This window comes from Sphingomonas sp. BAUL-RG-20F-R05-02 (assembly GCF_022662305.1).
Taxonomy (GTDB): Bacteria; Pseudomonadota; Alphaproteobacteria; order Sphingomonadales; family Sphingomonadaceae; genus Sphingomonas.
Genome location: NZ_JAKNQH010000029.1, coordinates 1 through 20,709, shown reverse-complemented (window position 1 = coordinate 20,709; position 20,709 = coordinate 1). Strand labels below are relative to the sequence as shown.

At 61.0% G+C, this 20,709-nt stretch carries 23 protein-coding genes and 1 pseudogene; 14 read left to right on the top strand and 10 right to left on the bottom strand.

Annotated features, from left to right (window positions below; genetic code table 11):
- The first annotated feature begins 143 nt into the window (after positions 1–143).
- The 7 genes from L8F97_RS21385 to L8F97_RS21360 all read left to right on the top strand — a co-directional run bounded on the left by L8F97_RS21385 (position 144) and on the right by L8F97_RS21360 (position 4,992).
- Positions 144–1,040: a hypothetical protein gene (locus L8F97_RS21385; RefSeq protein ID WP_242154644.1), complete on the top strand. Its 897-nt coding sequence runs from the start codon at positions 144–146 to the stop codon at positions 1,038–1,040.
- A complete protein-coding gene (locus L8F97_RS21380) occupies positions 1,037–1,237 on the top strand; it encodes an antitoxin VbhA family protein (RefSeq protein ID WP_242154642.1) in 201 nt (66 codons plus the stop codon). Before L8F97_RS21385 ends, L8F97_RS21380 begins: the two co-directional genes overlap by 4 nt.
- Positions 1,230–1,868, top strand: a complete 639-nt coding sequence (locus L8F97_RS21375; protein WP_242154640.1) for a hypothetical protein — start codon at positions 1,230–1,232, stop codon at positions 1,866–1,868. The genes L8F97_RS21380 and L8F97_RS21375 overlap by 8 nt, the downstream gene beginning before the upstream one ends.
- Positions 1,847–2,137 (top strand): HAD family hydrolase, encoded by a 291-nt coding sequence (locus L8F97_RS23075; protein ID WP_409929078.1) that lies wholly within the window; start codon positions 1,847–1,849, stop codon positions 2,135–2,137. The genes L8F97_RS21375 and L8F97_RS23075 overlap by 22 nt, the downstream gene beginning before the upstream one ends.
- 404 nt (positions 2,138–2,541) lie before the next feature.
- Positions 2,542–3,645: a replication initiation protein gene (locus L8F97_RS21370; protein ID WP_242154638.1), complete on the top strand. Its 1,104-nt coding sequence runs from the start codon at positions 2,542–2,544 to the stop codon at positions 3,643–3,645.
- Between the two features lie 92 nt (positions 3,646–3,737).
- Positions 3,738–4,157, top strand: a complete 420-nt coding sequence (locus L8F97_RS21365) for a DNA-binding protein (protein WP_242154636.1) — start codon at positions 3,738–3,740, stop codon at positions 4,155–4,157.
- A 385-nt stretch (positions 4,158–4,542) separates the two neighbouring features.
- On the top strand, positions 4,543–4,992 hold the full coding sequence (locus L8F97_RS21360; RefSeq protein WP_242154634.1) for a PilZ domain-containing protein: 450 nt from the start codon (positions 4,543–4,545) through the stop codon (positions 4,990–4,992).
- 158 nt (positions 4,993–5,150) lie between these two features.
- Here the strand turns inward: L8F97_RS21360 and L8F97_RS21355 are convergent.
- The 5 genes and pseudogenes from L8F97_RS21355 to L8F97_RS21335 all read right to left on the bottom strand — a co-directional run bounded on the left by L8F97_RS21355 (position 5,151) and on the right by L8F97_RS21335 (position 8,733).
- Positions 5,151–6,413 (bottom strand): annotated as a pseudogene (locus tag L8F97_RS21355) (IS256 family transposase).
- Between the two features lie 86 nt (positions 6,414–6,499).
- On the bottom strand, positions 6,500–6,796 hold the full coding sequence (locus L8F97_RS21350) for a hypothetical protein (protein ID WP_242154632.1): 297 nt from the start codon (positions 6,794–6,796) through the stop codon (positions 6,500–6,502).
- A 493-nt stretch (positions 6,797–7,289) separates the two neighbouring features.
- Positions 7,290–7,538: a DUF2442 domain-containing protein gene (locus L8F97_RS21345; protein WP_242154630.1), complete on the bottom strand. Its 249-nt coding sequence runs from the start codon at positions 7,536–7,538 to the stop codon at positions 7,290–7,292.
- Entirely contained in the window at positions 7,522–7,752 is a 231-nt protein-coding gene (locus tag L8F97_RS21340) for a DUF4160 domain-containing protein (protein WP_313932078.1), read from the bottom strand. The genes L8F97_RS21345 and L8F97_RS21340 overlap by 17 nt, the downstream gene beginning before the upstream one ends.
- Before the next feature lie 39 nt (positions 7,753–7,791).
- Positions 7,792–8,733, bottom strand: a complete 942-nt coding sequence (locus L8F97_RS21335) for an AraC family transcriptional regulator (RefSeq protein WP_242154628.1) — start codon at positions 8,731–8,733, stop codon at positions 7,792–7,794.
- Positions 8,734–8,833: 100 nt separating this feature from the next.
- Between L8F97_RS21335 and L8F97_RS21330 the strand changes: the two genes are divergently transcribed.
- The 4 genes from L8F97_RS21330 (at position 8,834) to L8F97_RS21315 (ending at position 14,081) form a co-directional block, all read left to right on the top strand.
- Positions 8,834–9,901, top strand: coding sequence for an aldo/keto reductase (locus L8F97_RS21330; RefSeq protein WP_242154626.1), 1,068 nt, complete (start codon positions 8,834–8,836; stop codon positions 9,899–9,901).
- 44 nt (positions 9,902–9,945) lie between these two features.
- Positions 9,946–10,350, top strand: coding sequence for a hypothetical protein (locus tag L8F97_RS21325; protein ID WP_242154623.1), 405 nt, complete (start codon positions 9,946–9,948; stop codon positions 10,348–10,350).
- Between the two features lie 163 nt (positions 10,351–10,513).
- On the top strand, positions 10,514–11,098 hold the full coding sequence (locus L8F97_RS21320; protein ID WP_242154621.1) for a recombinase family protein: 585 nt from the start codon (positions 10,514–10,516) through the stop codon (positions 11,096–11,098).
- A gap of 4 nt (positions 11,099–11,102) precedes the next feature.
- Positions 11,103–14,081, top strand: a complete 2,979-nt coding sequence (locus L8F97_RS21315) for a Tn3 family transposase (RefSeq protein ID WP_242154619.1) — start codon at positions 11,103–11,105, stop codon at positions 14,079–14,081.
- Positions 14,082–14,219: 138 nt separating this feature from the next.
- On the opposite strand, the gene L8F97_RS21310 is transcribed toward L8F97_RS21315, so the two are convergent.
- Both L8F97_RS21310 and L8F97_RS21305 read right to left on the bottom strand, forming a co-directional pair.
- The gene (locus tag L8F97_RS21310; RefSeq protein ID WP_242154617.1) at positions 14,220–14,774 is read right to left on the bottom strand and encodes a recombinase family protein; all 555 of its coding nucleotides are present in this window, start codon (positions 14,772–14,774) and stop codon (positions 14,220–14,222) included.
- A 168-nt stretch (positions 14,775–14,942) separates the two neighbouring features.
- Positions 14,943–15,938 (bottom strand): glucokinase, encoded by a 996-nt coding sequence (locus L8F97_RS21305; RefSeq protein WP_242154615.1) that lies wholly within the window; start codon positions 15,936–15,938, stop codon positions 14,943–14,945.
- A gap of 261 nt (positions 15,939–16,199) precedes the next feature.
- On the opposite strand from L8F97_RS21305, the gene L8F97_RS21300 reads away from it, so the two are divergent.
- Positions 16,200–16,751: a hypothetical protein gene (locus L8F97_RS21300; RefSeq protein WP_242154612.1), complete on the top strand. Its 552-nt coding sequence runs from the start codon at positions 16,200–16,202 to the stop codon at positions 16,749–16,751.
- Positions 16,752–17,172: 421 nt separating this feature from the next.
- Here L8F97_RS21300 and L8F97_RS21295 read toward each other — a convergent pair whose 3' ends face one another.
- Both L8F97_RS21295 and L8F97_RS21290 read right to left on the bottom strand, forming a co-directional pair.
- On the bottom strand, positions 17,173–17,649 hold the full coding sequence (locus L8F97_RS21295) for a hypothetical protein (protein WP_242154609.1): 477 nt from the start codon (positions 17,647–17,649) through the stop codon (positions 17,173–17,175).
- 138 nt (positions 17,650–17,787) lie between these two features.
- On the bottom strand, positions 17,788–18,153 hold the full coding sequence (locus L8F97_RS21290; protein WP_242154607.1) for a hypothetical protein: 366 nt from the start codon (positions 18,151–18,153) through the stop codon (positions 17,788–17,790).
- 534 nt (positions 18,154–18,687) lie between these two features.
- Between L8F97_RS21290 and L8F97_RS21285 the strand changes: the two genes are divergently transcribed.
- Together L8F97_RS21285 and L8F97_RS21280 are read left to right on the top strand one after the other, a co-directional pair.
- Positions 18,688–18,900 (top strand): DUF4160 domain-containing protein, encoded by a 213-nt coding sequence (locus L8F97_RS21285; protein WP_242154605.1) that lies wholly within the window; start codon positions 18,688–18,690, stop codon positions 18,898–18,900.
- Positions 18,884–19,315: a DUF2442 domain-containing protein gene (locus L8F97_RS21280; RefSeq protein ID WP_242154602.1), complete on the top strand. Its 432-nt coding sequence runs from the start codon at positions 18,884–18,886 to the stop codon at positions 19,313–19,315. The genes L8F97_RS21285 and L8F97_RS21280 overlap by 17 nt, the downstream gene beginning before the upstream one ends.
- Positions 19,316–19,317: 2 nt before the next feature.
- On the opposite strand, the gene mobQ is transcribed toward L8F97_RS21280, so the two are convergent.
- The gene (gene mobQ, locus L8F97_RS21275) at positions 19,318–20,358 is read right to left on the bottom strand and encodes a MobQ family relaxase (RefSeq protein WP_242154600.1); all 1,041 of its coding nucleotides are present in this window, start codon (positions 20,356–20,358) and stop codon (positions 19,318–19,320) included.
- Positions 20,359–20,709 lie beyond the last annotated feature (351 nt).

The window sequence follows — 20,709 nt, the reverse complement described above, 5'->3', positions numbered from 1 at the left end:
ATCATCCTGGGTGGCCTGCTCATCGATGCCGCCACCAAGGACAAACGCTTCGCCGGCATCGTCTCTGAACTGACCCACCGCATCAGCCGGGATCAGGATCGCAAACCCTTCGAGAACTGGTCATTGCCTGGGGAGGATAGCTGATGGATCGTGATCGCGACGAACCCGATCGGACACCGGAGCGCAAAAAGAGCCGGGATCTCGGTAGGGACCGGATCGACCCACCATCGACCGACAAGTTCGACATGTCCGATTGGGACACCCCGACCAGCCCACCTACTGGTACTGATCCAGCTCCATCCCCTGCCCCGTCTGCTGTCGAGCGCACTCGTAGCACCGCTGACTTCGCCCAATTCTTCAAACTGATATCCTCGCTCGAAACCGGCATGCAGCGCATCCTCGCCAGCTTTGGCATGATCCGCGACCTGGCCGCTGACAGCCGCGCCAGCGTCGCCGAAGCCGCCGCTGATGCCGCAAAGCGCGCTGAAGAACAGAAAGCCCGCGACAAGCTTATTACCGAACGCCTCATCGATCCTGACCAGCTTGCCCGTCATGCCGAGGCCGGAGCGCGTCAGGGGGCCAGGGATGCGCTCGCCGGCACCGCCCGCGAATGGACGCGCCAGCTTGAGTCCGATGCCCAAGGACGCGAAATATCCGCTCGGCAGGACGCGGCCGATCGTGCCGAGCGCCGCGCCGATGAACTGCGCCGACGCCGGCAGGATGGATGGCGTAACGGTGCGATCATCGCCATCGCCCTGCTGATCCCTACCGCCTACGGCTATGGTCATTATGGCGGCACTCAGACTGGCGAGGCTTCCGCCTATGCCCGCGCTCGCGATGAGGTCGCCGCGGCAAACTGGGCCAATACCCCAAACGGTAAGCTCGCCCGACAGCTCGACCAGGCCAGCGAGCAGACCATTCCCGCCATGGCCGAGTGCCCCGAGGATCATGGCTGGCACAGCGAGAAGGCCGATGGTCGCCGCTGGTGCTACGGTTTCAGCAAATCCGCCAAGATGGTCAGCGGCTGGGCGCTGCCATGAGCCGCGCATCCATCAACGAAGCCGAACGAGTGCGCCGTGAGCGCGAAGTCAACTTCGCGCGCGGCAGCGTCCGTTATGAGGGTGGCATCCTGTCTGAAGAGGTCGAACAGCTCAATGCGCGCTACATTGATGGCGAGATTGATAGCGTCGAACTGACCTCTGCCATTCTGGCATCCGTGACGGTGCGTCATGGCTGATACCCACCTTCGCTTCCGCAACCCGGCCGAGGAAGCGGCCTACAAGACCGTGGAGAATGAGCTAGCCGCCCGCATCCAACGCCGGGATCATGTACCGGAAGCCGAACGGGATGGCTGGCGGCAGAATATGTTTCCTTTTAACGACCGCTGGTCGAGCATCCGTGAACTGGAGGCCTGTGTCGCCTTCCGCAGGCCGTCCGATCCGGCATCGGCGGTGATCGCTGATGCCCTGACCCACGCTGGCACCGTCAGCGACGATCTGTACGCCCGCCTGCTCGCCGTCGCTGAGCGTCGTTACGATCGCCAGCCGGCCACCCGGGCGGTCGCGTTCGATGCGTTCGGGACCCTTGTCCATATCGGTCGCAAGCGGCACCCGTACGAACGCCTGATCCGGCAGGCCCGCGACCAGGCGGGGGCGTTGCCGTCGCCAATGGTGCAGCCGATCGGGCTTGCCGACTATGCCGCAGCCCTCGGATTACCCTGCCCAGATGCCGAACTGGCCGCACTGGACGAAGAACTGCCGACGATCGCGCTCTACCCCGACACGCTGGATGCGCTGCGTCGGGTCCGTGAGGCGGGCTTGACGGTCGCCGTCGCCTCCAATCTGGCCTGCCCTATGCCGCCCCGTTAAAGGCTCTCCTGGGCGATCTGGTCGACGTTTGGTACCTTTCCTTTGCTGAAGGCACGATCACGCCTGACAGCGCGTTCTACGCCGGCCTGACGGCCAAACTCGGCTGCGAGGCCGGCGAGCTGCTGATGGTAGGTGATACCTGGCGCGACGATATCGTCGGCGCCGCCGAGGCTGGATCACGTGCTTGCTGGCTCGATCGCGAGAGTCGTGCCTCCCATGCCCGTCGTTTCATCGCTGTTCGCAGATTGGACGATGTCTGCTTAACCTGATCCGGGATGCGATGGCCGGTGTTGAAGCATGACACCGGGCCTACCTTTTTCTTCCCGCCAAGCCTGCGGCCGATAGGCCGTTCTGTGACGGCGTAGCCGGCACAGAACATTAACGCATCGGCCAAAGGCCGATTCCACAATGGTTTCCTTGTCAGGTGCCTCACGCGTACCCGCGATGATTCTAGATTCTAAGATTCTATGATTCAGGGGGTCGTATCCCTTTGATTTAAAAGAAGGAATCGAGCCTATCATGAGGAATGGGGTGGGGTATCATGAGTTTTGGGGTGGGGTATCATGAGTTTTGGGGTGGGGTATTGTGAGAAATGGGGTGAGTGAAGTGAGAAGCGTTTTCTCCTCACCTCATGATACTTGACCATGCCACCGCATCGAACGATTGTGCTGCTATGAGCAAGGCATCGGACGATAAGCCTAAGCGCACGATGGAAGTTGCGCGGATCGAGAAGGAGCGAGGTTCCGACACGATCGTGCAACCGCGCGAACTTATCGAAGTCCGCTATGCGCGTGGCGTTTCGCTTAGCTTATCGGCTCGCAAGGTTCTTGCCTTGATGATGCATCAGGCGGCTGGCGACGCCTGGCGCGATCAGGAACATCGGATCGCTAAGCGTATGCTGCGTGGGTCTCATAATTCCAATGATCGCCTTACCGATACGATCGACGAACTGATGGGTATCTTCTTCGCCATGCCCGATCAGGTCGAAGGCGACCAAGGCCGCCGCACGTTCCAGATGATCGAGGAAACATTCGAAGGAGGGGAACAAGGGTGGTTGATCTACCGGTTCACCCGCCGCGCTCGCGATTTACTGAAAGACAGTGAGGCCTATGCCCTGCTCCACCGGGCAACGGTGCTGGCGTTTGACAGCAAATATGCTCTCGAGCTCTACCAACTCGGGGCTTTGCTCTATCGCCGCGACGTTCCGATCTGGCGCGGCGATGTCGGCACGCTGCGGGCTAAGCTAGGCGTGCCGGAAGGCACTTATGGCTCTTTTGCCGACCTGCGCCGCTTCGTTCTCGATGCAGCAACAAGCGAGATTAATCAGCTTGTTCCTCAATTCTCGGTTGCATGGGATGTCGCAAAACGAAGCGGCCGTAAGGTTACGGAAATAGCCATCACTTTCCGCCGCAAAGCTCCAATTGATGCTGTGGCGGCCGAGGAAGAGAACGAACGCCACCGGGCTGGCCGGCGTGCACGGCGCGAAGGCACTGAAGAGGCGATCGTTGATCCTACGGCGATCATCGCAGCCACCGCCGCCAATCTCTCGATTTCGGACATACTGCGGTGGCCTGCCGACGATCAAGTGTCGGAATATCGAACGCCGGACCTCTATGCGATTGGCTTAGCCCACGGTGGAGGTCACGCGATCCAGCGGTTGGCGGATCAATACGCCCGGGTTCGATCGGATAAGCGACGGCAACTCCGGGGAGACGCCCTTCGCAACGATTGGACCACATGGGTCAAAGGTTGCTCAGAGAAGTGGGCGAAACCCTGATCCTTGTTCCCGGACGGGTTGCACGATACCCTACGGCAACCGGTCATGGTTCCCGGTTGGAAACACGGGGATGATCTATGGCTACGGTCTCGATGACGAAGGGTGCTGAGCTGGCCGGCGTTAGCAAGGGTACTGTATCAAAAGCCTTAAAATCCGGGCGCCTTAGCTATGCTGAGAAAACTGATAATGGCTATCTTATTGAGACATCCGAACTGTTTCGGGTGTTTCCCCCAAAACAGCCAGAAACGGTTGAAAATTCTGGCCCGGATACCCCTCAAGGAAACAGGGAAACCCTAATGGAAACAGGGGGTTTACTGCGGGAAGTTGAACTGTTGCGTGAACAGCTTCGTGACCGTGATGGTGTGGTCGATGACCTACGGCAGCGGCTCGATAAATCAGAGGATGAACGTCGCGAGGCACAGGCCCGCGTGATCGGCTTGTTAGCCGGTCCAGGGCCAACGGAATCCAAACGAGGGTTCTTCGGTCGGCTATTTGGCCGTCTCGACGAGTGAGATTGCAAAAGGGGTCCCTTTCGCGACGACAGAGCTATCTTCATCAGGCAAAAAAATGGGCCAGCGCGAGCCGACCCGAAGTTATTAGGAGAGGATGCCTGAAAGGCGTCGCCATGCTGCACTTGCGAACAGATTGACGCAAGCCCCCTAAACACAAGCTTTCAAAATTAGGCTGATCAGTGGCTCTCTAATGCAGAAATCACAGGTTCTGCATCAGGCTCGAACGACAGAAAACGCGGCATCGCGTGATGCAGAAAACCGATGCGTTTTCGGCCGCGAATGACCGGGTCTGGTGGTTAGCGATGGTCTGCTTTTGGCAGAGCAGCGCTGACAATCGCGCTCTATACGATCATGACTTGCATCGGCCGCGCTTCGGCCTGCAACTATGGATACTCAAAACAGCTTAGGTGCGCTCGTGACAGATCCCCAGGAGCCGAAAGACGGCGAGACGCCGGAAGTCATTGAGAAGGCCGCTCGTGATACGCGCAACAGTGTCATGTTGAGCGCGATCGTCGAGGGTTTTGGAGGAGGGAAGCAGACGAAGCATCGCGTCCGCGATCTTTCGGCTGGCGGGGCCCGTATTGATCAAGCGGGAGCGTTGCGGAAAGGCGCGACTGTTCTCGTTTCGGTGGGCGCACTTCAAGCGGTTGCGGCAACTGTTGTGTGGGTTGAAAATGGCTTGGCAGGCTTGCAGTTCGCCAAACCAGTGTTGCCTGATGATGCACGCGCAAAGACGGCTATAGCGCCCCGGTCGGCATCCACAGAGGACGTGCGTCCCGAAGGTCCTACAGCTGGCTGGCTTCCAGACCTCAACAATCCGTACCGAAAACGCTAGACTAGGAAGAGCTTCTGTCGGCTGTGCATCTACCGGCTGAGACTCGCAAAAAAACAGCACAGCTTCGACAAAGATGCGACTTCGGCGAGCCGCTGGGCAGTTTGAGTAACTTAAATTGGGACTGTCAGAAATTCCGTGTGCGGTCGGGCGGTTGAACATTACGCCGCCATGGCCCTGATGAAGCGCTCGCCGAAGATAACGGCGAATTGGGCCTTGGCCATGGACCACTCACGTGGCGGGCTCGTTGTTCGACCATCCCCCGGATGGTCGATACTGCCTCACTCCACTCTTTCTCCGACCGGTTCAAGATCAGGTAGAGCAGCTTGGTAGCGGCCTCGTCGCTGGGGAAGTGCCCTCGGGCGCGGACGGCGCGCCTGAGCTTCGAGTTCAAGGCCTCTATCGCGTTCGTGGTGTAGACGATCCGGCGAACCTCGTCGGGAAACGCGAAGAACGGGATGACCTCTGCCCAGGCGCGTCGCCAGCTTTGGCCGATGGCGGGATAGCGGGTGCCCCATGGGCCTTCCTCGAACGCCGTCAGCGCCTTCTCGGCGGCCTCCGCGCTCGGCGCACGGTAAACCTCCTTCAGGGCACTGGCGAGGTTCTTGCGGTCCTTCCAGGAGACGAAGTCCATGCTGTTCCTGAGCAGATGGACGATGCACGTTTGTACGATCGTCTCGGGGAACACGGCCGTGATCGCGTCGGGAAAGCCTTTCAGGCCGTCGACGACGGCAAGCAGAACATCTTCGACGCCGCGGTTCCTGAGCTCGTTCATCACGCGGAGCCAGAATTTGGCACCTTCGTTTTGCTCGAGCCACAGACCGAGAACTTCCTTCGCGCCATCGGCACGCACGCCCAAAGCGATGTGGATCGCCTTGTTGCGGACCATCCCTTCGTCCCGGATCTTCACCCGGATCGCGTCGAAGAAGACGAGCGGGTAGACCGGATCGAGCGGCCGCTGCTGCCAGGTCGCGACCTCGTCGAGCACGGCGTCGGTCACCGTGCTGATCAGATCGGGCGAAACGTCGATCCCGTACAAATCGTGGAGGTGCCCCGTGATCTCGCGGGTGCTCATGCCGCGCGCGTACATCGACACGATCTTCTCATCGAAGCCAGGAAAGCGACGCTGGTACTTGGCGATCAGTTGCGGGTCGAAGCTCGACTGCCGGTCGCGCGGCACATCGACAAGCCATCTTGCCGGTGTCCGTCATCACGGTCTTCCGGCCGTAGCCATTGCGCGTGTTACCGGCGCCGTCCTCGCCGGCCAGGTGGTGATCCATCTCCGCGTTCAAGGCGCGCTCCGTGAGCGCCTTCTTCAAAGAGTCGAGCAGGCCGCCCTGATCAAATGCAGCACTGGCGTCACCGCCCGCCAGCAGCTGGTCGAGAAGCTCGTTGGGGATCGCAGGTTCTTTGCGTCGAGGCATATTGAGACTCCTTGTTACCCATTATGCCCGACCACACACGAAAATCCTGACACTCCCCTTAAATTGGGCGACTACGGAAGGCGGCCTCACGGTGCACCTTCATGTTCGGCTAGGTATATGTCGCGCCCCGTGATCCTTACCGTACCGTCCGCAAGCGCACCTCTAGCTATCGCACGCTTAACTGCAGCTGCGATCGCCTTAAGATAGGTGAAATCATGATCTTGTTTTTGCGTGGCCAGGACAAAGTCTGTCAAAGCCTCGAAATCATCATCACTTAGCAACGCAGTCGCTCGGTCGTGACCAACATGCAGTCCTATCCTGCGATCGCCCGCCACGATCTCAATACCTCGGCTGGTATCAATTCTCACATGCTGTTCTAGCATAGCTGAACACCCATTCCTCTCCGAGCACCACCCAGGAGCTCCTTTTATTCAACGCGCCGGCATTGTGGCCGGCGTACCCCGCCGTTACCCTCGACTAGGCTATCGGCGAAAAGGCCCGAATGGCCGATTTTCGGGCGACTGTGGTGAGACTGCTTTCTCTCCCGAGAGCCAACAGACAAGTTCTGAGTGATTGCGCTGCTTTTTCGGCAATCCAACGGACCAGCCCAAACTGATGCCTTACGGCTAGATCATCGACTGACCCCTAGAAAACCCTCAGTTCACGGAACAACGCTTGCGGCTCTGGTGATGGCTCGCCAGTCAACACCCAAGCCGACCGAGGCGAGAAATCGTTTAAGGCGGTTGGGCAAGGCCGGAAGGACACCTTCCGGCCTTGCCTTTTTCGGTCGCTCTAAAGGCTGAACGTCAACAATGGCGGGAGCCGACCGTCAGCTTTTCGCCCAACGGTCGTCACCGGACGCTCACGGTTTTACGCTCAAGCGGCGATCTTACCGGGGTGTGTCATATCCCCTTGGCCTGCCAGCAGCCCCTCGACCGAGATATCTTCGTCAATCGCATCCCAGTGTATTCCGCGACGGCTAAGTTCGAAGTCCTCGCGCTGCGCCGGGGTGGCGTGGAGCAGACGCGGGAACCACGCAAGCGGGACGCCCAGCGTCCTGCCGTCCTCGATCTCGACCCACATGCAATCCTCGTCGAAGCGCAGTGCCTTAGGCGAAATACTCATCCCATGCCCTTTCAAGCTGCTCGCGGTGTTGCTCGACCAGACGCTGGATACGGTTGAAGGTCCTGGCGTCGAAACCGTCATTGTAGGCCATCACCACTGAGGGCGTGAGCCAGAATTTAGCCTCATCCCGGCCTTGGCGGACGTGGATGTGAGCAGGTTCGCGAGGGTTTCCCTCGTTCGAGTAGGGGGCGGCACATAGAACGGACCCAGATATACGCTAACGTAGCTGGCGGACCGTAAGGCAGCCGCTAGGTCAGATTTTACGCTCTGATCTTTGCTTCGGATCGATAGTGCTTGTCCTGAAACCGGTCGGGCTCGTGCCGAACGTTCGTTTGAACGCGATGCTGAACGCCGTATCGGAACCATATCCAACGGCATCGGCTACGTCTGCGACGGCTTTGCGTTCTTTCGTGAGTACGGTTGCGGCTACCGTCATCCGCCATTGGGTCAGATAGTCGAGTGGTGGCCGACCGACCTGTTGTTTGAACCGTTGCGAAAAGGCGGTGCGCGACATGCCGACCGACCGCGCCAAATGATCGACAGTCCATCGCCGGCGGATATCGCCATGCATCAGCGATAACGCCATCGCCATCTGCGGATCGGCCATGGCTCCCAGCCAGCCTTGTGCCAGGGACGGCTTGGCCAAATAGGCGCGGATGATCTGCACCAGGATGAGGCTGGCAAGGCTCGACGCTGCCAGCAAAGAGCCGGGCGCTGAAACCCCGCTTTCGTAGCTGAGCAAGGGGAGCAGGGCCGCCAAAGGTTCGCTGCCGGGGCTGCCGCGCGGGATATGAACAATTGGTGGGAGAAAGCTCAGCAAGCCCGCGACACGATCATCCGCGAAGGTGAACTTGCCGGCAGCCGCGACGGTCCGATCGCCGGTCTCGCCAAATCGAACAACACCGTCGCCACCGGTGTTGGCAGCGAACACGGCTGCGCCGTCGATGGTACCAAGCTCCGGGTCACTTGCCACGCAGTAAGGGCGCCCGTCGGTGAGCAGATAGAAGTCTCCGGCGCTGACCCGCATCGGCTGGCCGTCATCGACCCACATCCAGCGACTGCCTTCGATGAGCCCACCGAATTTGAGGTGGCTGTATGCGGGATAGCGGAATGCGTGAGGTCCACGCGTCTCCAGACGGGCCGACAGAACGCTCTCGATGCGGAGCAACGTCAGAATATCTGAAAGAGGGTCCATTGAACGATCGCTAATAAAATATGGCTGATGGCTTATAGCATGAACGCGTGATGCAGGCCAAAAGCCAGACAGCGACCAAGCCGGTTTAGGAGAACCTCTCGTGCGATACGCCCAGCTCGGCCGGACCGGAACATTCGTCTCCCGGTTCTGCCTTGGCGCAATGACGTTCGGTGGCGCCGACAACCCGGCGGGCAACGCGATCGGCCGGCTTGCTCAGTCCGAGACAGATGCGATCGTCGGGCAGGCGCTCGATGCCGGGATCAATTTCATCGACACGGCCGACGTCTATGGTGGCGGCGGGTCGGAGACCCTGCTTGGTGAAACGCTGAAAGGACGCCGCCACGACGTGGTGCTTGCCACCAAGTTCAGCGCCCGGACCGGCGCAGGCGTGAACCAGGTCGGACAATCCCGCCTGCACCTGATGGATGCGCTGGAGCAGAGCCTGACCCGCCTCCAGACCGACCATATCGACCTGTATCAGATCCATAACTTCGACCCGCTGACGCCGATCGAGCTGACGCTGAGAGCGCTGGACGATGTCGTCCGTCAGGGAAAGGTGCGTTACATCGGCTGCTCGAACCTGGCAGCCTGGCAGCTTACCAAGGCACTCGGCATATCCGAGCGCGAGCGGCTGGCGTCGTTCGTGTCCATCCAGTCCTATTACTCGCTGGCCGGGCGTGACGTGGAAGCCGAACTGATCCCGGCGGTCGAGGATGCCGGCATCGGCCTGCTGTGCTGGAGCCCGCTGGCTGGCGGGCTGCTATCCGGGAAATTTGATCGCAACGGCGCTACCGACGCAAACTCCCGTCGCGCCAAGATTCAGTTCCCGCCCGTCGACGAAGCGCAGACCTTCGACATCATCGATGTTCTGAAAACGATCGGCGCGAAGCATGAGGGAAGCCCGGCCCAGATCGGTCTGGCATGGCTGTTGTCTCGCCCGGCGGTCACCAGCGTCCTGGTCGGCATCAAGCGGCCAGAGCAACTCACCGACAATCTGAAGGCGTTTGAGATTGTGTTGGCGGATGACGATCTCGCCCGACTGGACGAGGTGAGCCGCTTCCCGGCGCGTTACCCCGGATGGATCCAGAGCTACAACGCCAAGGGCCGAGTGCCGCAAGGATATGGCTTCGAGGGGCCCAGCTGGGCGCTGGGAGAGCGTCCGGCGTAGATTTCGCTCCAACAGTCAACCTAGTTCATTAAAAGAGAAGTTAGATGGATTCCGTCATCGCGAAGTTTTTCGAGAACTATAGCCTGCTTCCGGACTATGATGCATTCCGCCAGGCGCAAAGTGAATTGATGCTGCCATCGGTTCACGTCGATAGCTGCGACCATCGTGGGTGGCAGTCGCTTGATGGCGTAGACAGCTACGTCGCTTCCATCCGTGACTGGATGAAATACTATACGGACAGTGACGATCGGTCGCTTGAGCAAACCCGGGACGACGGGACGAACGTCGAGGTGCGCGTCCACGGCACGATTGTTTTTCGCGAGCCGATCAACGGCGTTTCCAAAATCAAGGATGCTGATCACAACTGGCACGAAGTGTTCGTGATCGAAGGCGGCAAGATTGCAAAAGCGCGGATTGATATGGGTATCAAGCCAGCCACGTTCTCATAGATCGAGGCTAATTTAGCGGCCCGGGAATGACGGGAAACACTTGATAGGCGACACCCCCGACCCGCCCTGTCGTCATACTGATCCTGCCCTCGGTCATATCGTTCGACAAACCCTGTCGCTTTGATAGGGTGTACGAGAACGAGGTTTTCGGGGTTTGTCGTGCATGCTGGTTGGATATATGCGGGTGTCGTCGGCCGACGATCGCCAGATAGTGGATCTTCAACGCGACGCGCTGGTCGCAGCCGGCGTTGATCATCGGCACCTCCATACCGACAAGGCATCGGGCGCGCGGGACGATCGACCGGGGCTGAAAGCCTGCCTCGACTATCTGAACCCGGGCGACACGCTGATCGTGTGGAAGCTCGACCGGCTCGGACGCTCACTGCCGCACCTGCTGACGATCGTCACCGACCTGAAGGCGCGCGGCATCGCGTTCCGGTCGCTGACCGAGCAGATGGATACGACCACACCGCATGGCGAATTGCTGTTCTCGCTATTCGGCGCGTTGGCACAATATGAGCGTGCGCTGACCCGCGAACGGGTAATGGCAGGACTGGCCGCAGCTAAACGCCGGGGACGCCAAGGCGGTCGCCCGCCGATGATCGACGCCGAAACGCTCGAGCGGATCACCGCCGCGCTGGATGGCGGGGCCAGCAAGGCGTCCGTCTGCCGGACCTTCAAGGTGCCGCGTTCGACCCTGCTCGGCACACTTAGCCGGATCGGCTGGACCGCACCGGCCAAGGTCTGACCCGATGCCGCGTCGCGCCGTCCTGTCGGAGGAACAACGCGCGGCATTGCTCGCGCTTCCCGACGACGAAACCATACTCGTCCAGCACTGGACGTTAAGCCACGACGACCTGGCCGTCATCGTACGCCGGAGGCGGCCGCATAACCGGCTGGGTTTTGCCATCCAGCTTTGCGCGCTGCGCTATCCCGGTCGTCTGCTGCGCCCCGGTGAACTGATCCCCGCCGCCCCGCTCGCGTTCGTCGCCGAGCAGTTGCAGGTCGCGCCCGAGGTGCTGGCCGATTACGCGACACGCGGCCCGACCCGGTACGAACAGCTCGATGCGCTGCGCGATGCGTTCGGGTTTTCGCCGCTCAGTCGGCCGCTGCGAACGGCATTGCAGGAATGGCTCCTGCCGATCGCGCTGACGACGACCAGCGGGGCCGGGTTGGCCCGGTTGCTCTTGGGCGAGTGCCGGCGACGGCGCATCATCGTGCCGGGCATCAGTGCGGTCGAACGGATGGTCGCGCAGGCGCTGCTTGATGCCGAGCGCCATGTCGCCGAACATCTGACCCGAGGGCTGGACGCCGAGCAACGTCGTCTGCTTGATGCCCTTCTCCTGCCTCATGCCGGCACGAATCTGAGCGGTCTTGGCTGGGTGCGGCAGCCACCCGGCAAGCCCGGCCGCAAGACGTTCGCCGTCATCGCCCAGCGGCTCGCGCTACTCCGCGATATCGGGATTGACCCCGATATCGCCACGGGCATCCACCCTGAGCGCCTGCGACGCCTCTGTCAGGAAGGGGTGCGGCTGACCGCGCAACATGTCCGGACGCTGCAAGCGACGCGGCGTCGCGCGACCCTGGTGGCGACAATACTCGAAACCATCGTCACGCTCACCGACGATGCGGTACTGATGTTCGACCGGCTGCTGGGGCAGATGTTCCGGCGCGAGCAGAACAGCGCGGACACCGCGCTCAAGCGCGACCGGCGCACCATCAACGGCAAGATCCGGCTGCTCGCCCGGCTCGGCGATGCCCTGCTTGCCGCCAGGGTGTCGGGCGGCGACATCGCCGCTGCGGTCGAAGCCGCGATCGGATGGGACGATCTCGGCCGTGAGGTCGATGAAGCCCGCAAGCTGATCCGTCCCGATGCCGTCGATCCCGTCACGATCGCCGCGACCAACTACCCCGTCCTCCGGCAGGTCGGTCCCTCCTTCATCGCCTCTTTCACGTTCGGGGCGGTGCCGGCCTGCCATGCGCTCGCGCGAGCCGTCGCGATCATCCGCGACCTTCATCTCGGTCGTTTACGAAAACTGCCGTCCGATGCGCCGGTCGGCTTCATCCGACAGGCCTGGCGTCGGACGATCGGCTCCGGCCTTCCTGATCGCCGGACCTATGAACTGTGCGTGCTGGTGGAGCTTCGCGACCGGCTGCGCGCCGGCGACATGTGGGTCGAGGGAAGCCGGCGCTATCGTGCCGTCGAACAACAACTCATTTCCGGTCCCGTCTTTGCCGCCATGCGCGCGGCCGGTCCCCTGCCGATCCCGGCACCGGATACCGCCGGTGCCTGGCTGGCGGAACAACGCGCCCGCCTTGCCCGTCGATTGGCCGAGGTCGAGCGGAAGGCGGAAACCGACGCACTGGAAGACGTGCAGCTCAGCCTTGGTAGGTTGCGGATTTCGCCGTTAAAGGCCGTCACGCCCGAGGAAGCCGATACCGCGCTTGCGCCGCTCTATGCCCATTTGCCCGCGATCCGCATCACCGACCTCCTTGCCGAAATCGACCGATGGACCGGGTTCAGCCAGTGCTTCACCCATTTGCAAAGCGGGCGTGTCGCCGATGAACCCCTTGCGATCCTCACGGCAGTGCTCGCCGATGCGACCAACCTTGGCCACACGCGCATGGCGGAGGCCTGCAATCTGGTGACCCAGCGCCAGCTTGGCTGGCTGGCTTCATGGCATCTGCGCGAGGAAACCTACGGTCGCGCGCTCGCCCGGCTGGTCGATGCCCAGCATACCGCGCCACTCGCCGCCCTGTTCGGGTCCGGCACCTCGTCCAGTTCGGACGGTCAGAACTTCCCGCTTGATCGCCGCGCCCAGGCGACCGGCGCGGTCAATCCGCACAAGGGGGCCGAGCCTGCCGTCTCCTTCTACAGCCATGTCTCGGATCGCTACGCGCCGTTCCATTCCACCGTCATCTCGGCGTCCGCGAGCGAGGCCGCGCAGGTGCTGGACGGGTTGCTCCACCATGGTGCCGATCTGCATATCGAGGAGCACCACGTCGATGGCGGGGGCGTGTCCGACCATGTGTTCGCGCTATGTCATCTGCTCGGATTCCGGTTCGCGCCGCGCATCCCGAACATCGCCGCGCGCCGTCTGCACCTGTTCGACGGCATCAAGCCCGGCCCCGATATCGCGCCGCTGGTCGCGGGCAGGATCGACGAAAGTCTGATCGCCGCGCATTGGGACGACGTGCTGCGCCTGGTAACCTCGATCCGCACCGGCGTCGTGAGCGCGTCGATCATGCTCGAACGGCTCGGCTCCTATCCCCGCGCCAATGGCCTGGCACTGGCATTGCGCGAGATCGGCCGCGTCGAGCGCACCCTATTCACGCTCGACTGGATCGAACAGCCCGAACAGCGTCGTCGCGCTACCCGCGAGCTCAACAAGGGCGAGGCCGAAAATGCGCTGAAACGCGCCATCTTCTTCCACCGGATCGGCCGTATCCGCGACCATGCGCTGCAAGCGCAGAGCCATCGGGCGAACGCGCTCAATCTCGTCGCGGGTGCCATCGTCCTGTGGAACACGACCTACCTGCAAGCTGCCCGGAACCATCTCGCCAACCTCGGCCGGCCGGTCTCCCCGGACCTGCTGCAACACCTTTCGCCGCTCGGCTGGCAGCACATCAACCTCACCGGCGATTATCTCTGGACCGATCCCGACGCGCTATCGCAACCTCTCAGGCCGCTTCGCCAGACCCGCGCCGTAGAAGGCCCGGCGAAACCTTAGCGTATATCTGGGTCCGTTCTATGTACCGACCCCGAGTAGAAGTGAAACTTGAAGCCATCTAATCGCAGGACGATCGGCATCAGGAGCGCCCCATCTGTGTGTCGGTGTTCATAGCATAACCGCCACCATGCCTCGCCGTCAGCCCTGCTGCCGCGATAGTCGGGATATCGTCGCCTGATTGACCCCAAGCAGGGCGGCGACGGTGCGTTGCGTGTCGCCGGCTGCAAGGCGCTGTAGCGCCTCGGACTGCTGGTGAGGGGTGAGGGCGGCGCGCCGGCCGAACCTTACGCCCCGTGCCTTGGCCTGGACTCTGCCGGCAGCTGTGCGCTCGGTAATACGATGACGCTCGTAACTGGCGGCGACCCCCAGCACGGCGATGATGACATCGGCAAATTGCGAGGTGGTATCCACCATCGGCTCCGCGATCGAGCGAAAGCCGGCGCCAGCCTCCTTCACCGCATGAAGAATGTTCAACAGGTCACGGGTGTTACGGGCGAGGCGATCGGTCGACGTCACCATCAGCACGTCGCCGGCATCGAGCACGCCGATCGCGCGCTTGAGCTGGGGCCGCTCGGCGGTCGCGCCGCTGATCTTCTCGCGATAGATCTTCGTGCAGCCGACCGCATCGAGCTGGGCAAGCTGTTGCGCCAGGTCCTGCCCGTTGGATGAGACGCGTGCGTAGCCGTAAATCATGCGCCGATTGTGCATCGGAATTATGCATCAAGGAAGCGGTTGGTTTTGTGCGGTTTCTCATCTGATGCAAAACTTGTGATTTTTGCATCACGAATGGCCGGTTCGGTGGTAAACGGTTCGGCGGCTTTGGGGCGGTATCACTTGGGCAGCCAAGCAGGTTAACTGTCATCAAAGCCTTGGTGCTCGGTGGCGCAGTGCTTCCGCCGCACCCAGCAGCTCGCCATTTACGAGTGAGACATACCCACGCGGGACGAGGTTGAGGTAGCGCCGGTAAGGTATGACCGCCAGAAAGGAAGCCTGCACCTCCGGTAGTCGTAGTATCGGCCTGAGTACGCCCAGCAATGAGCCGGTGACAATTACTCCGTCCCAGGCGCCATAGGTTAACACGAGACTGCCTGCATGCGACCAGAAGGCGCGACTGAACATGTCGCATGCCTCACGCGCCAAGGGATCGATGTCGATCAACCCGGCTATGGCCCCCGGCGTTCGTGCCTGCGCGACAGTTTTGCTACGCTTGGCGAGCAGATTATAGATCGCCAACAACCCTGGTCCGGAAACCAAGTCCTCCGCCAAAGCTGGGCTGCCGTGTGAAGCCAACTCGGCTGCCATTTGCGTCAGCTCCGGCGTAGCACCCCCGAAGATGCCATGTCCGGCCTCCGTCGGTAGAACGGTAACGACACCCGCCTCGCTTCGATTCACCAGAGCGACGCCAAGCCCGGAAGTGACCCCCAGCACGAGGTAAGTGCCAGGTTTCTGAAGCGTTAGCGTCGTCTCGCCTCCCAACATCTCCGGTATACGTACATCGGCGTTGTTTAACGCCCAAGCTTCAGCGGCGAAGTCGTTCAGGATCAGCGGCTTCTCACCCAACATCGCTTCAAGCCCAGAGCGCGACAGGAACCAGCGCGTCCGTGTAATAGCTATGACATCACCGCGAACCAGCCCTGAGACTGCGATCGAAGCGCGAACGGGGAAGGCAGTAATCGCCAGCTCTTGCTGAAATCGGGATAGCGCCCCCGCAACACCAGTCGTGATGTTCGCGTCGTAGCTGCGGATGGTCGCGACGCGAAGTTCGCCGTCTTGACCAGTTAGCGCGAACTGAATCTGCTCGCGTCCCACAAAACCCAAGATTGCGGAATCCTGCATCGCCGGTGACGGGTTCGTCACGCTTATCTCCCTTCTAACCCAATCTATGGTGGGCTTGATCCGCTATCCTGATTGCAGCTTTCAGGAACCAAGACTATATTTTTAAGCATCCAGTTATGGTCGTCAGCCGACCGGCTTTGTGGCGCAGTATTAATGCAAAATTTGTGAGTTTCGCATCATGGAGGCCACGGCGATCCTTCAGCTTTCAGGCATGTTGACGCCGTGGACGCCTCTCATCACCATTGCCTAATGTTTGAGGGACAACCGACAGCTCGCGCGGATATGACAGTTGGAACGCTTTACGCGGTCGCGGGAGATGCCAGTTGGGTGTATTATGGTCAGGTTACACCAGAGAAGAAAATCGGCTTCTTCCGCAGACGTGATCGCGAACCAGTCGATCCCTCTATCGTCCTTGATACGCCAGTGATGTCAGTGGTGAGCGTTGCCTATCCTTCCATCACCAGCGCGATCCGAGCAGGGCGATGGAAAAGGTTGGGCCGCTTCCCCACTGCCAAGGCGCTGATCGAGCCACGCCCATCAGTTCAGTGGCCGGTCGGAACCCTTGTTGTGACGGTTTGGATGGAGGACGCGCCCAATCACGACACTCGGGTGGATGATCCGGATATTCAAGATATGGAACTGATCGCGGTCTGGGATGCCGAACATCACATACCTGGTCGGCTGGTTGCCGACTTCCAGGCCGAAGAAGCTGAGTGGCATATTGGTAGTTCGATACGTCGAGAGCGCCAAATTAAGGAGGAAATGGCAAGGCGATTCAGCAATCAGCCGCAGCATAAACTACCTGCGGGTTGGGTGCCCACGACCGTGCGATGAGTGGCTCGCCTGATGCACAGCTTTTGATCTCCGCATCAGAAACGGCCGAGATTAGACAGGAGCCGCTATCGCACCCGCACGGTACCCGAATGGCTATACCGTTCCGCAGTTAGGCTTTGAACACGTTCAGCGCGCTGAGCCATTTCTTCCCATCGCTCTGCCGATCGAAGTGCCCTCGTGCGCACGTTAGGTAGCGTAGAAATCTCAGCCTCTGCACGCTCGGCGTCCGCACGCTCTCGGTACAATTTTGGATCGTCGCTCATACCAGCCGTTTATATCTTTCGGCATCAGCCCGCTAGCGATGCTGGCTGGAAAACTGAACCTCGACCTAGGCCGTTCCTACAGACCCGGTCACGCATCAGCGTCGAGGCAAATACGGTGAGTTTTGCATCAATCGTATGACAGGGGAGCTCGCCGTCGCTTAGGCTGCCGGCTCGGTTCCATCGCCGAGATGAAGCTGCCCGTCCTGAACGGTAAACCAACGTTGTAGTCCATTGCGTCGATCAACGAGATGCCACTGCGGCTGACCGTCAGTTGTCGAAAACGAAAGAAACCTGACGCCGCTGTCGGTTGTGATAACTACCTCGGGCAGGGTGCCGAACAGCTCGCATCCGGCGATTCGTGCGTTACGCAACGTATCAAACGCTGGCTCCCACAAGACTTCCTCGCTCCAGCTTCCACATCGGATTGCGGTCTGATCCTCGATACGCCAACTCCAATCAACGCCGAACGACACTTCGCCTTCTGGATTGACGGGGGAGCCATCCTGTCCCGTTTGCGGAGATAGCTCCCCAATTTCCATAAAGATCGCGGAGCCGTAGCCATGCCAAACATGGCTGATGGGTAAACCTATCAAAGTTGCGGCAAAGGAGCGGAATGCTTTGGCGGGTGTCATCAACGTGACTTAGCGCGATCCTGCCATGGCCGCTAATGCCCCCTGTTAGTCCCTACGCCGATGCAAAACTTTTGATTTTTGCATCACGAATGACTGGGTTTGGTGGTCAACGGAACGGCCGCTTATGTCGAGTACTCGCGGTTAACGACCGCTTGGTCCGACAATCGCGACTACGGCATCCTGCGCAGCTTTCGATACGGGAGGGTGACGCAGGGCGGTTCCACATCGTCGTCCAACACGGATCATTGCTCTTGAAACGCCAGCAGCAGTTAATCCAGCACGTACAGCCATCTGGTTTTTAAGACCAATTGGCAGGGAAAGGGACGTCGAGCACAGGTATATTGTGCCGTTAGTCAGTTTTTGAGCATTGATTATGACTGTTGTTATCTCTTCCTGGTCCGTCTTCGCGGCGTCTTGGCGAAAGTAGAATGGACCAGTTGCGACTGGATCAGCATGCGCAAGCGCCGGAATTACCGCCAGCAGTGCGAAAGGAATACAAGCCTTCATCGCCTCGCCATCGCCGATGATACGAATGTCCGCAATCGGGAGATGGCTTGGTCAGCGTGATCTTCTGGGTTCGGGCGGCAGCGGCCCTACCGCTCACGCAGAAGGAAGCGCACCACGAGCACGACGGCAAAAATGACGAGGAATGTTCCTGCGACGATGCCGCTCACGTGAAGCCTCGCGGCTCCGCAATTTGCCGCATTGGCACAATCCAAAGCCAATCCGGGAAAGGCGCTAAGACAGCCTGCGATGCCTACATACCACAGCATCCATCGCGGCAAGTGCACTTCGCGTCGCATCAATATTCACCTGCATCGCCTGGACGCCAGTGTCCACTAACGGCGCTACCTCTGCAAGTCGCCTATGACCGCTTGTGGGCGTTTTCAGTCCGTCCGCTTTTCCCCCGGCAGCGGAACGGCTGCTTCGTCGGGCAACAAGGCACGCAAATCCGCAGTAAAGCCGGAACGTTGAATAAACCCATCTGATGGGTTATATAGCCCTATGGTTGTCGTCCATCGCGCTCACGGCTTCCGGTTCGTGATCTACACCCTCGATCATGAACCTGCCCACGTACACATCACGGGAGCGGGGCAGGCGAAGATCAATCTAAGGGGCGCAGACGGCAAACCGGAGGCGATCCAAAGCATCGGCATCAAGCGTGCCGACATGCGACGGCTGATGGACCAGGTCGTGGAGCATCAGGCGCATTTCCTCGCCGAGTGGGAGAAGATTCATGGCTCGAAAGACTGATCCGAAGCAGGAGGTCCAGCTCGATCTGGCAGAGGCACGCGGTCGTGAGGTGATGGAAACAACACTCCGCGCAGCCGACGCTCGCTACGATCGCGCGACCGGCCGCGTGACGATCGACCTAACCAACGGCTGCGTTTACGCCTTCCCTGCCCAGCTTGTGCAGGATCTCAATGGCGCGACCGACGATCAGCTCGCCGCCGTTGAAGTCGATGGCCTTGGCTTCAATCTTCATTGGCCGACGCTCGATGCCGATCTCTACGTCCCGGCGCTGGTCTCGGGCGTATTCGGCACCCGCGCCTGGATGATGAAAGAGCTGGCACGCCACGCCGGCCAGGCGACCTCGCCAGCTAAGGCGGCAGCGGCCCGCACGAACGGTGCTAAGGGTGGGCGCCCCCGCAAAGTCGTCCACGCCTGACGCTACCGCCCGAAGCCGATATCCGGTTCTTGGCTTCGCTGTCGTTCCCGCTCTTGCTGCCGATCGCGCTCGACCTGCACCGACCGATCCTGTTCGATCGCCGGCACATGCTCGCGTCGGGGCGACTGATCGAGCCCCGGCAGCGCCTCGAACCCGTCTTCGGGTCCGCGTAGTCTAGCGCGCATCATCTGTGCCGCCTCACGGGCAAGGTCGGCTATGTTGTGTGCCACCAGCTCGGCCTGCTGCTTCGCTTCCTGCAACCACTCCAGGCCGCGCTCGATGTAGAGGCCCAGCCCCCGCTTCGCCTCAATTGCCTCGTTCATTTGCCCACGCGGGGTGACGGCATGCGGCTCCTCGCCTGCCATCTGCTGCTCATAAGCCGCCCGCCGCTCGATCGCGGCCGAGGCATGCCCCATCTTTACGGTCGGTTCCTGCTCGATGCCTTGGCGAGCATAGCTGCGATGATCGACCCGCTCGGGTACCAGGGCGTGTTCCAGCGCAACGTTGACCCGTTCTGCCCAGCTCTCCCGGATCGCCTCCACCTCGGCCGACGCCGACGTGCGCACGTCGAGCTGGCGGGTCTTCGCGCCCAGCCCGTCCGGCTCCACCACCCGCGTCGTCGTCATCACATGCGCGTGGTAATTCCTATCGTCGCCGTAATCATGAGGGGCGTGGATCGCCGCATCGACCGCCACTCCGTAGCGGTCGCGGATATCCTCCGCGAAAGCACGAACCAGGTCGCGGCGCTGGTCGGCGTCCAGTTCGGCCGGCAATGCCAGCTCATATTCCCGCGCGACCTTGGCGTCCTTGCGCTTCTCCGCTGCCTCAGCCGCGTTCCATAGCGCGGAGCGGTCCAGCGCCCACTCCGCGCCTTCCGGGACCGCCATCAGCGTGTCCTCCACGCCATTACGGCGAGTATAGTCGTGGACCAGGCCATCGCGTTCGTTTTCGAGCAAGACGCCGGCCCGATACGCAACGGCCGCGACCGCGCTGCGCCCGGTCGAGCGCGACACCGATTTTACCGCCAGATGGAAGATCGCCATCGCTCGCGTACTGCCTTCTAAAACGTTATCCAGCGGCATGACGCTGGTCGGGGTGTGGGGCTGAGGCCCCGCTGCCGCTCGCGGCATGGGTGCAGGGTGTCCCTGCCGCACGCATTACGCAGTAATGCTAAAGTGCGCCTTTGTCTCCTCCTGTCGTCTCGGGTGGCGTCGTTTGTTGGTTTGCGCTATGCTCCCTTCGTGATCGTGCTTTGACGTGGAGAAGGTATGGCTGCTCCTACCCCCGAAGCTCTCGAACTGGCGAAGAAACGGGTCGCCCAAGCCAAGGCTCGCCTTGATGCTTTGAACGCCCGTATCGCTACCGAAGGTCGCCGCCTCGACACCCGCCGCAAG

What these genes read in the sequence shown, in the direction of transcription:
- L8F97_RS21385 (WP_242154644.1), top strand. Translation starts at nt 144, where the DNA reads ATGGATCGTGATCGCGACGAACCCGATCGGACACCGGAGCGCAAAAAG.
- L8F97_RS21380 (WP_242154642.1), top strand. Translation starts at nt 1,037, where the DNA reads ATGAGCCGCGCATCCATCAACGAAGCCGAACGAGTGCGCCGTGAGCGC.
- L8F97_RS21375 (WP_242154640.1), top strand. Translation starts at nt 1,230, where the DNA reads ATGGCTGATACCCACCTTCGCTTCCGCAACCCGGCCGAGGAAGCGGCC.
- L8F97_RS21370 (WP_242154638.1), top strand. Translation starts at nt 2,542, where the DNA reads ATGAGCAAGGCATCGGACGATAAGCCTAAGCGCACGATGGAAGTTGCG.
- L8F97_RS21365 (WP_242154636.1), top strand. Translation starts at nt 3,738, where the DNA reads ATGACGAAGGGTGCTGAGCTGGCCGGCGTTAGCAAGGGTACTGTATCA.
- L8F97_RS21360 (WP_242154634.1), top strand. Translation starts at nt 4,543, where the DNA reads ATGGATACTCAAAACAGCTTAGGTGCGCTCGTGACAGATCCCCAGGAG.
- L8F97_RS21350 (WP_242154632.1), bottom strand. Translation starts at nt 6,796, where the DNA reads ATGCTAGAACAGCATGTGAGAATTGATACCAGCCGAGGTATTGAGATC.
- L8F97_RS21345 (WP_242154630.1), bottom strand. Translation starts at nt 7,538, where the DNA reads ATGAGTATTTCGCCTAAGGCACTGCGCTTCGACGAGGATTGCATGTGG.
- L8F97_RS21335 (WP_242154628.1), bottom strand. Translation starts at nt 8,733, where the DNA reads ATGGACCCTCTTTCAGATATTCTGACGTTGCTCCGCATCGAGAGCGTT.
- L8F97_RS21325 (WP_242154623.1), top strand. Translation starts at nt 9,946, where the DNA reads ATGGATTCCGTCATCGCGAAGTTTTTCGAGAACTATAGCCTGCTTCCG.
- L8F97_RS21320 (WP_242154621.1), top strand. Translation starts at nt 10,514, where the DNA reads ATGCTGGTTGGATATATGCGGGTGTCGTCGGCCGACGATCGCCAGATA.
- L8F97_RS21315 (WP_242154619.1), top strand. Translation starts at nt 11,103, where the DNA reads ATGCCGCGTCGCGCCGTCCTGTCGGAGGAACAACGCGCGGCATTGCTC.
- L8F97_RS21310 (WP_242154617.1), bottom strand. Translation starts at nt 14,774, where the DNA reads ATGATTTACGGCTACGCACGCGTCTCATCCAACGGGCAGGACCTGGCG.
- L8F97_RS21300 (WP_242154612.1), top strand. Translation starts at nt 16,200, where the DNA reads ATGACAGTTGGAACGCTTTACGCGGTCGCGGGAGATGCCAGTTGGGTG.
- L8F97_RS21290 (WP_242154607.1), bottom strand. Translation starts at nt 18,153, where the DNA reads ATGAAGGCTTGTATTCCTTTCGCACTGCTGGCGGTAATTCCGGCGCTT.
- L8F97_RS21280 (WP_242154602.1), top strand. Translation starts at nt 18,884, where the DNA reads ATGGCTCGAAAGACTGATCCGAAGCAGGAGGTCCAGCTCGATCTGGCA.
- mobQ (WP_242154600.1), bottom strand. Translation starts at nt 20,358, where the DNA reads ATGGCGATCTTCCATCTGGCGGTAAAATCGGTGTCGCGCTCGACCGGG.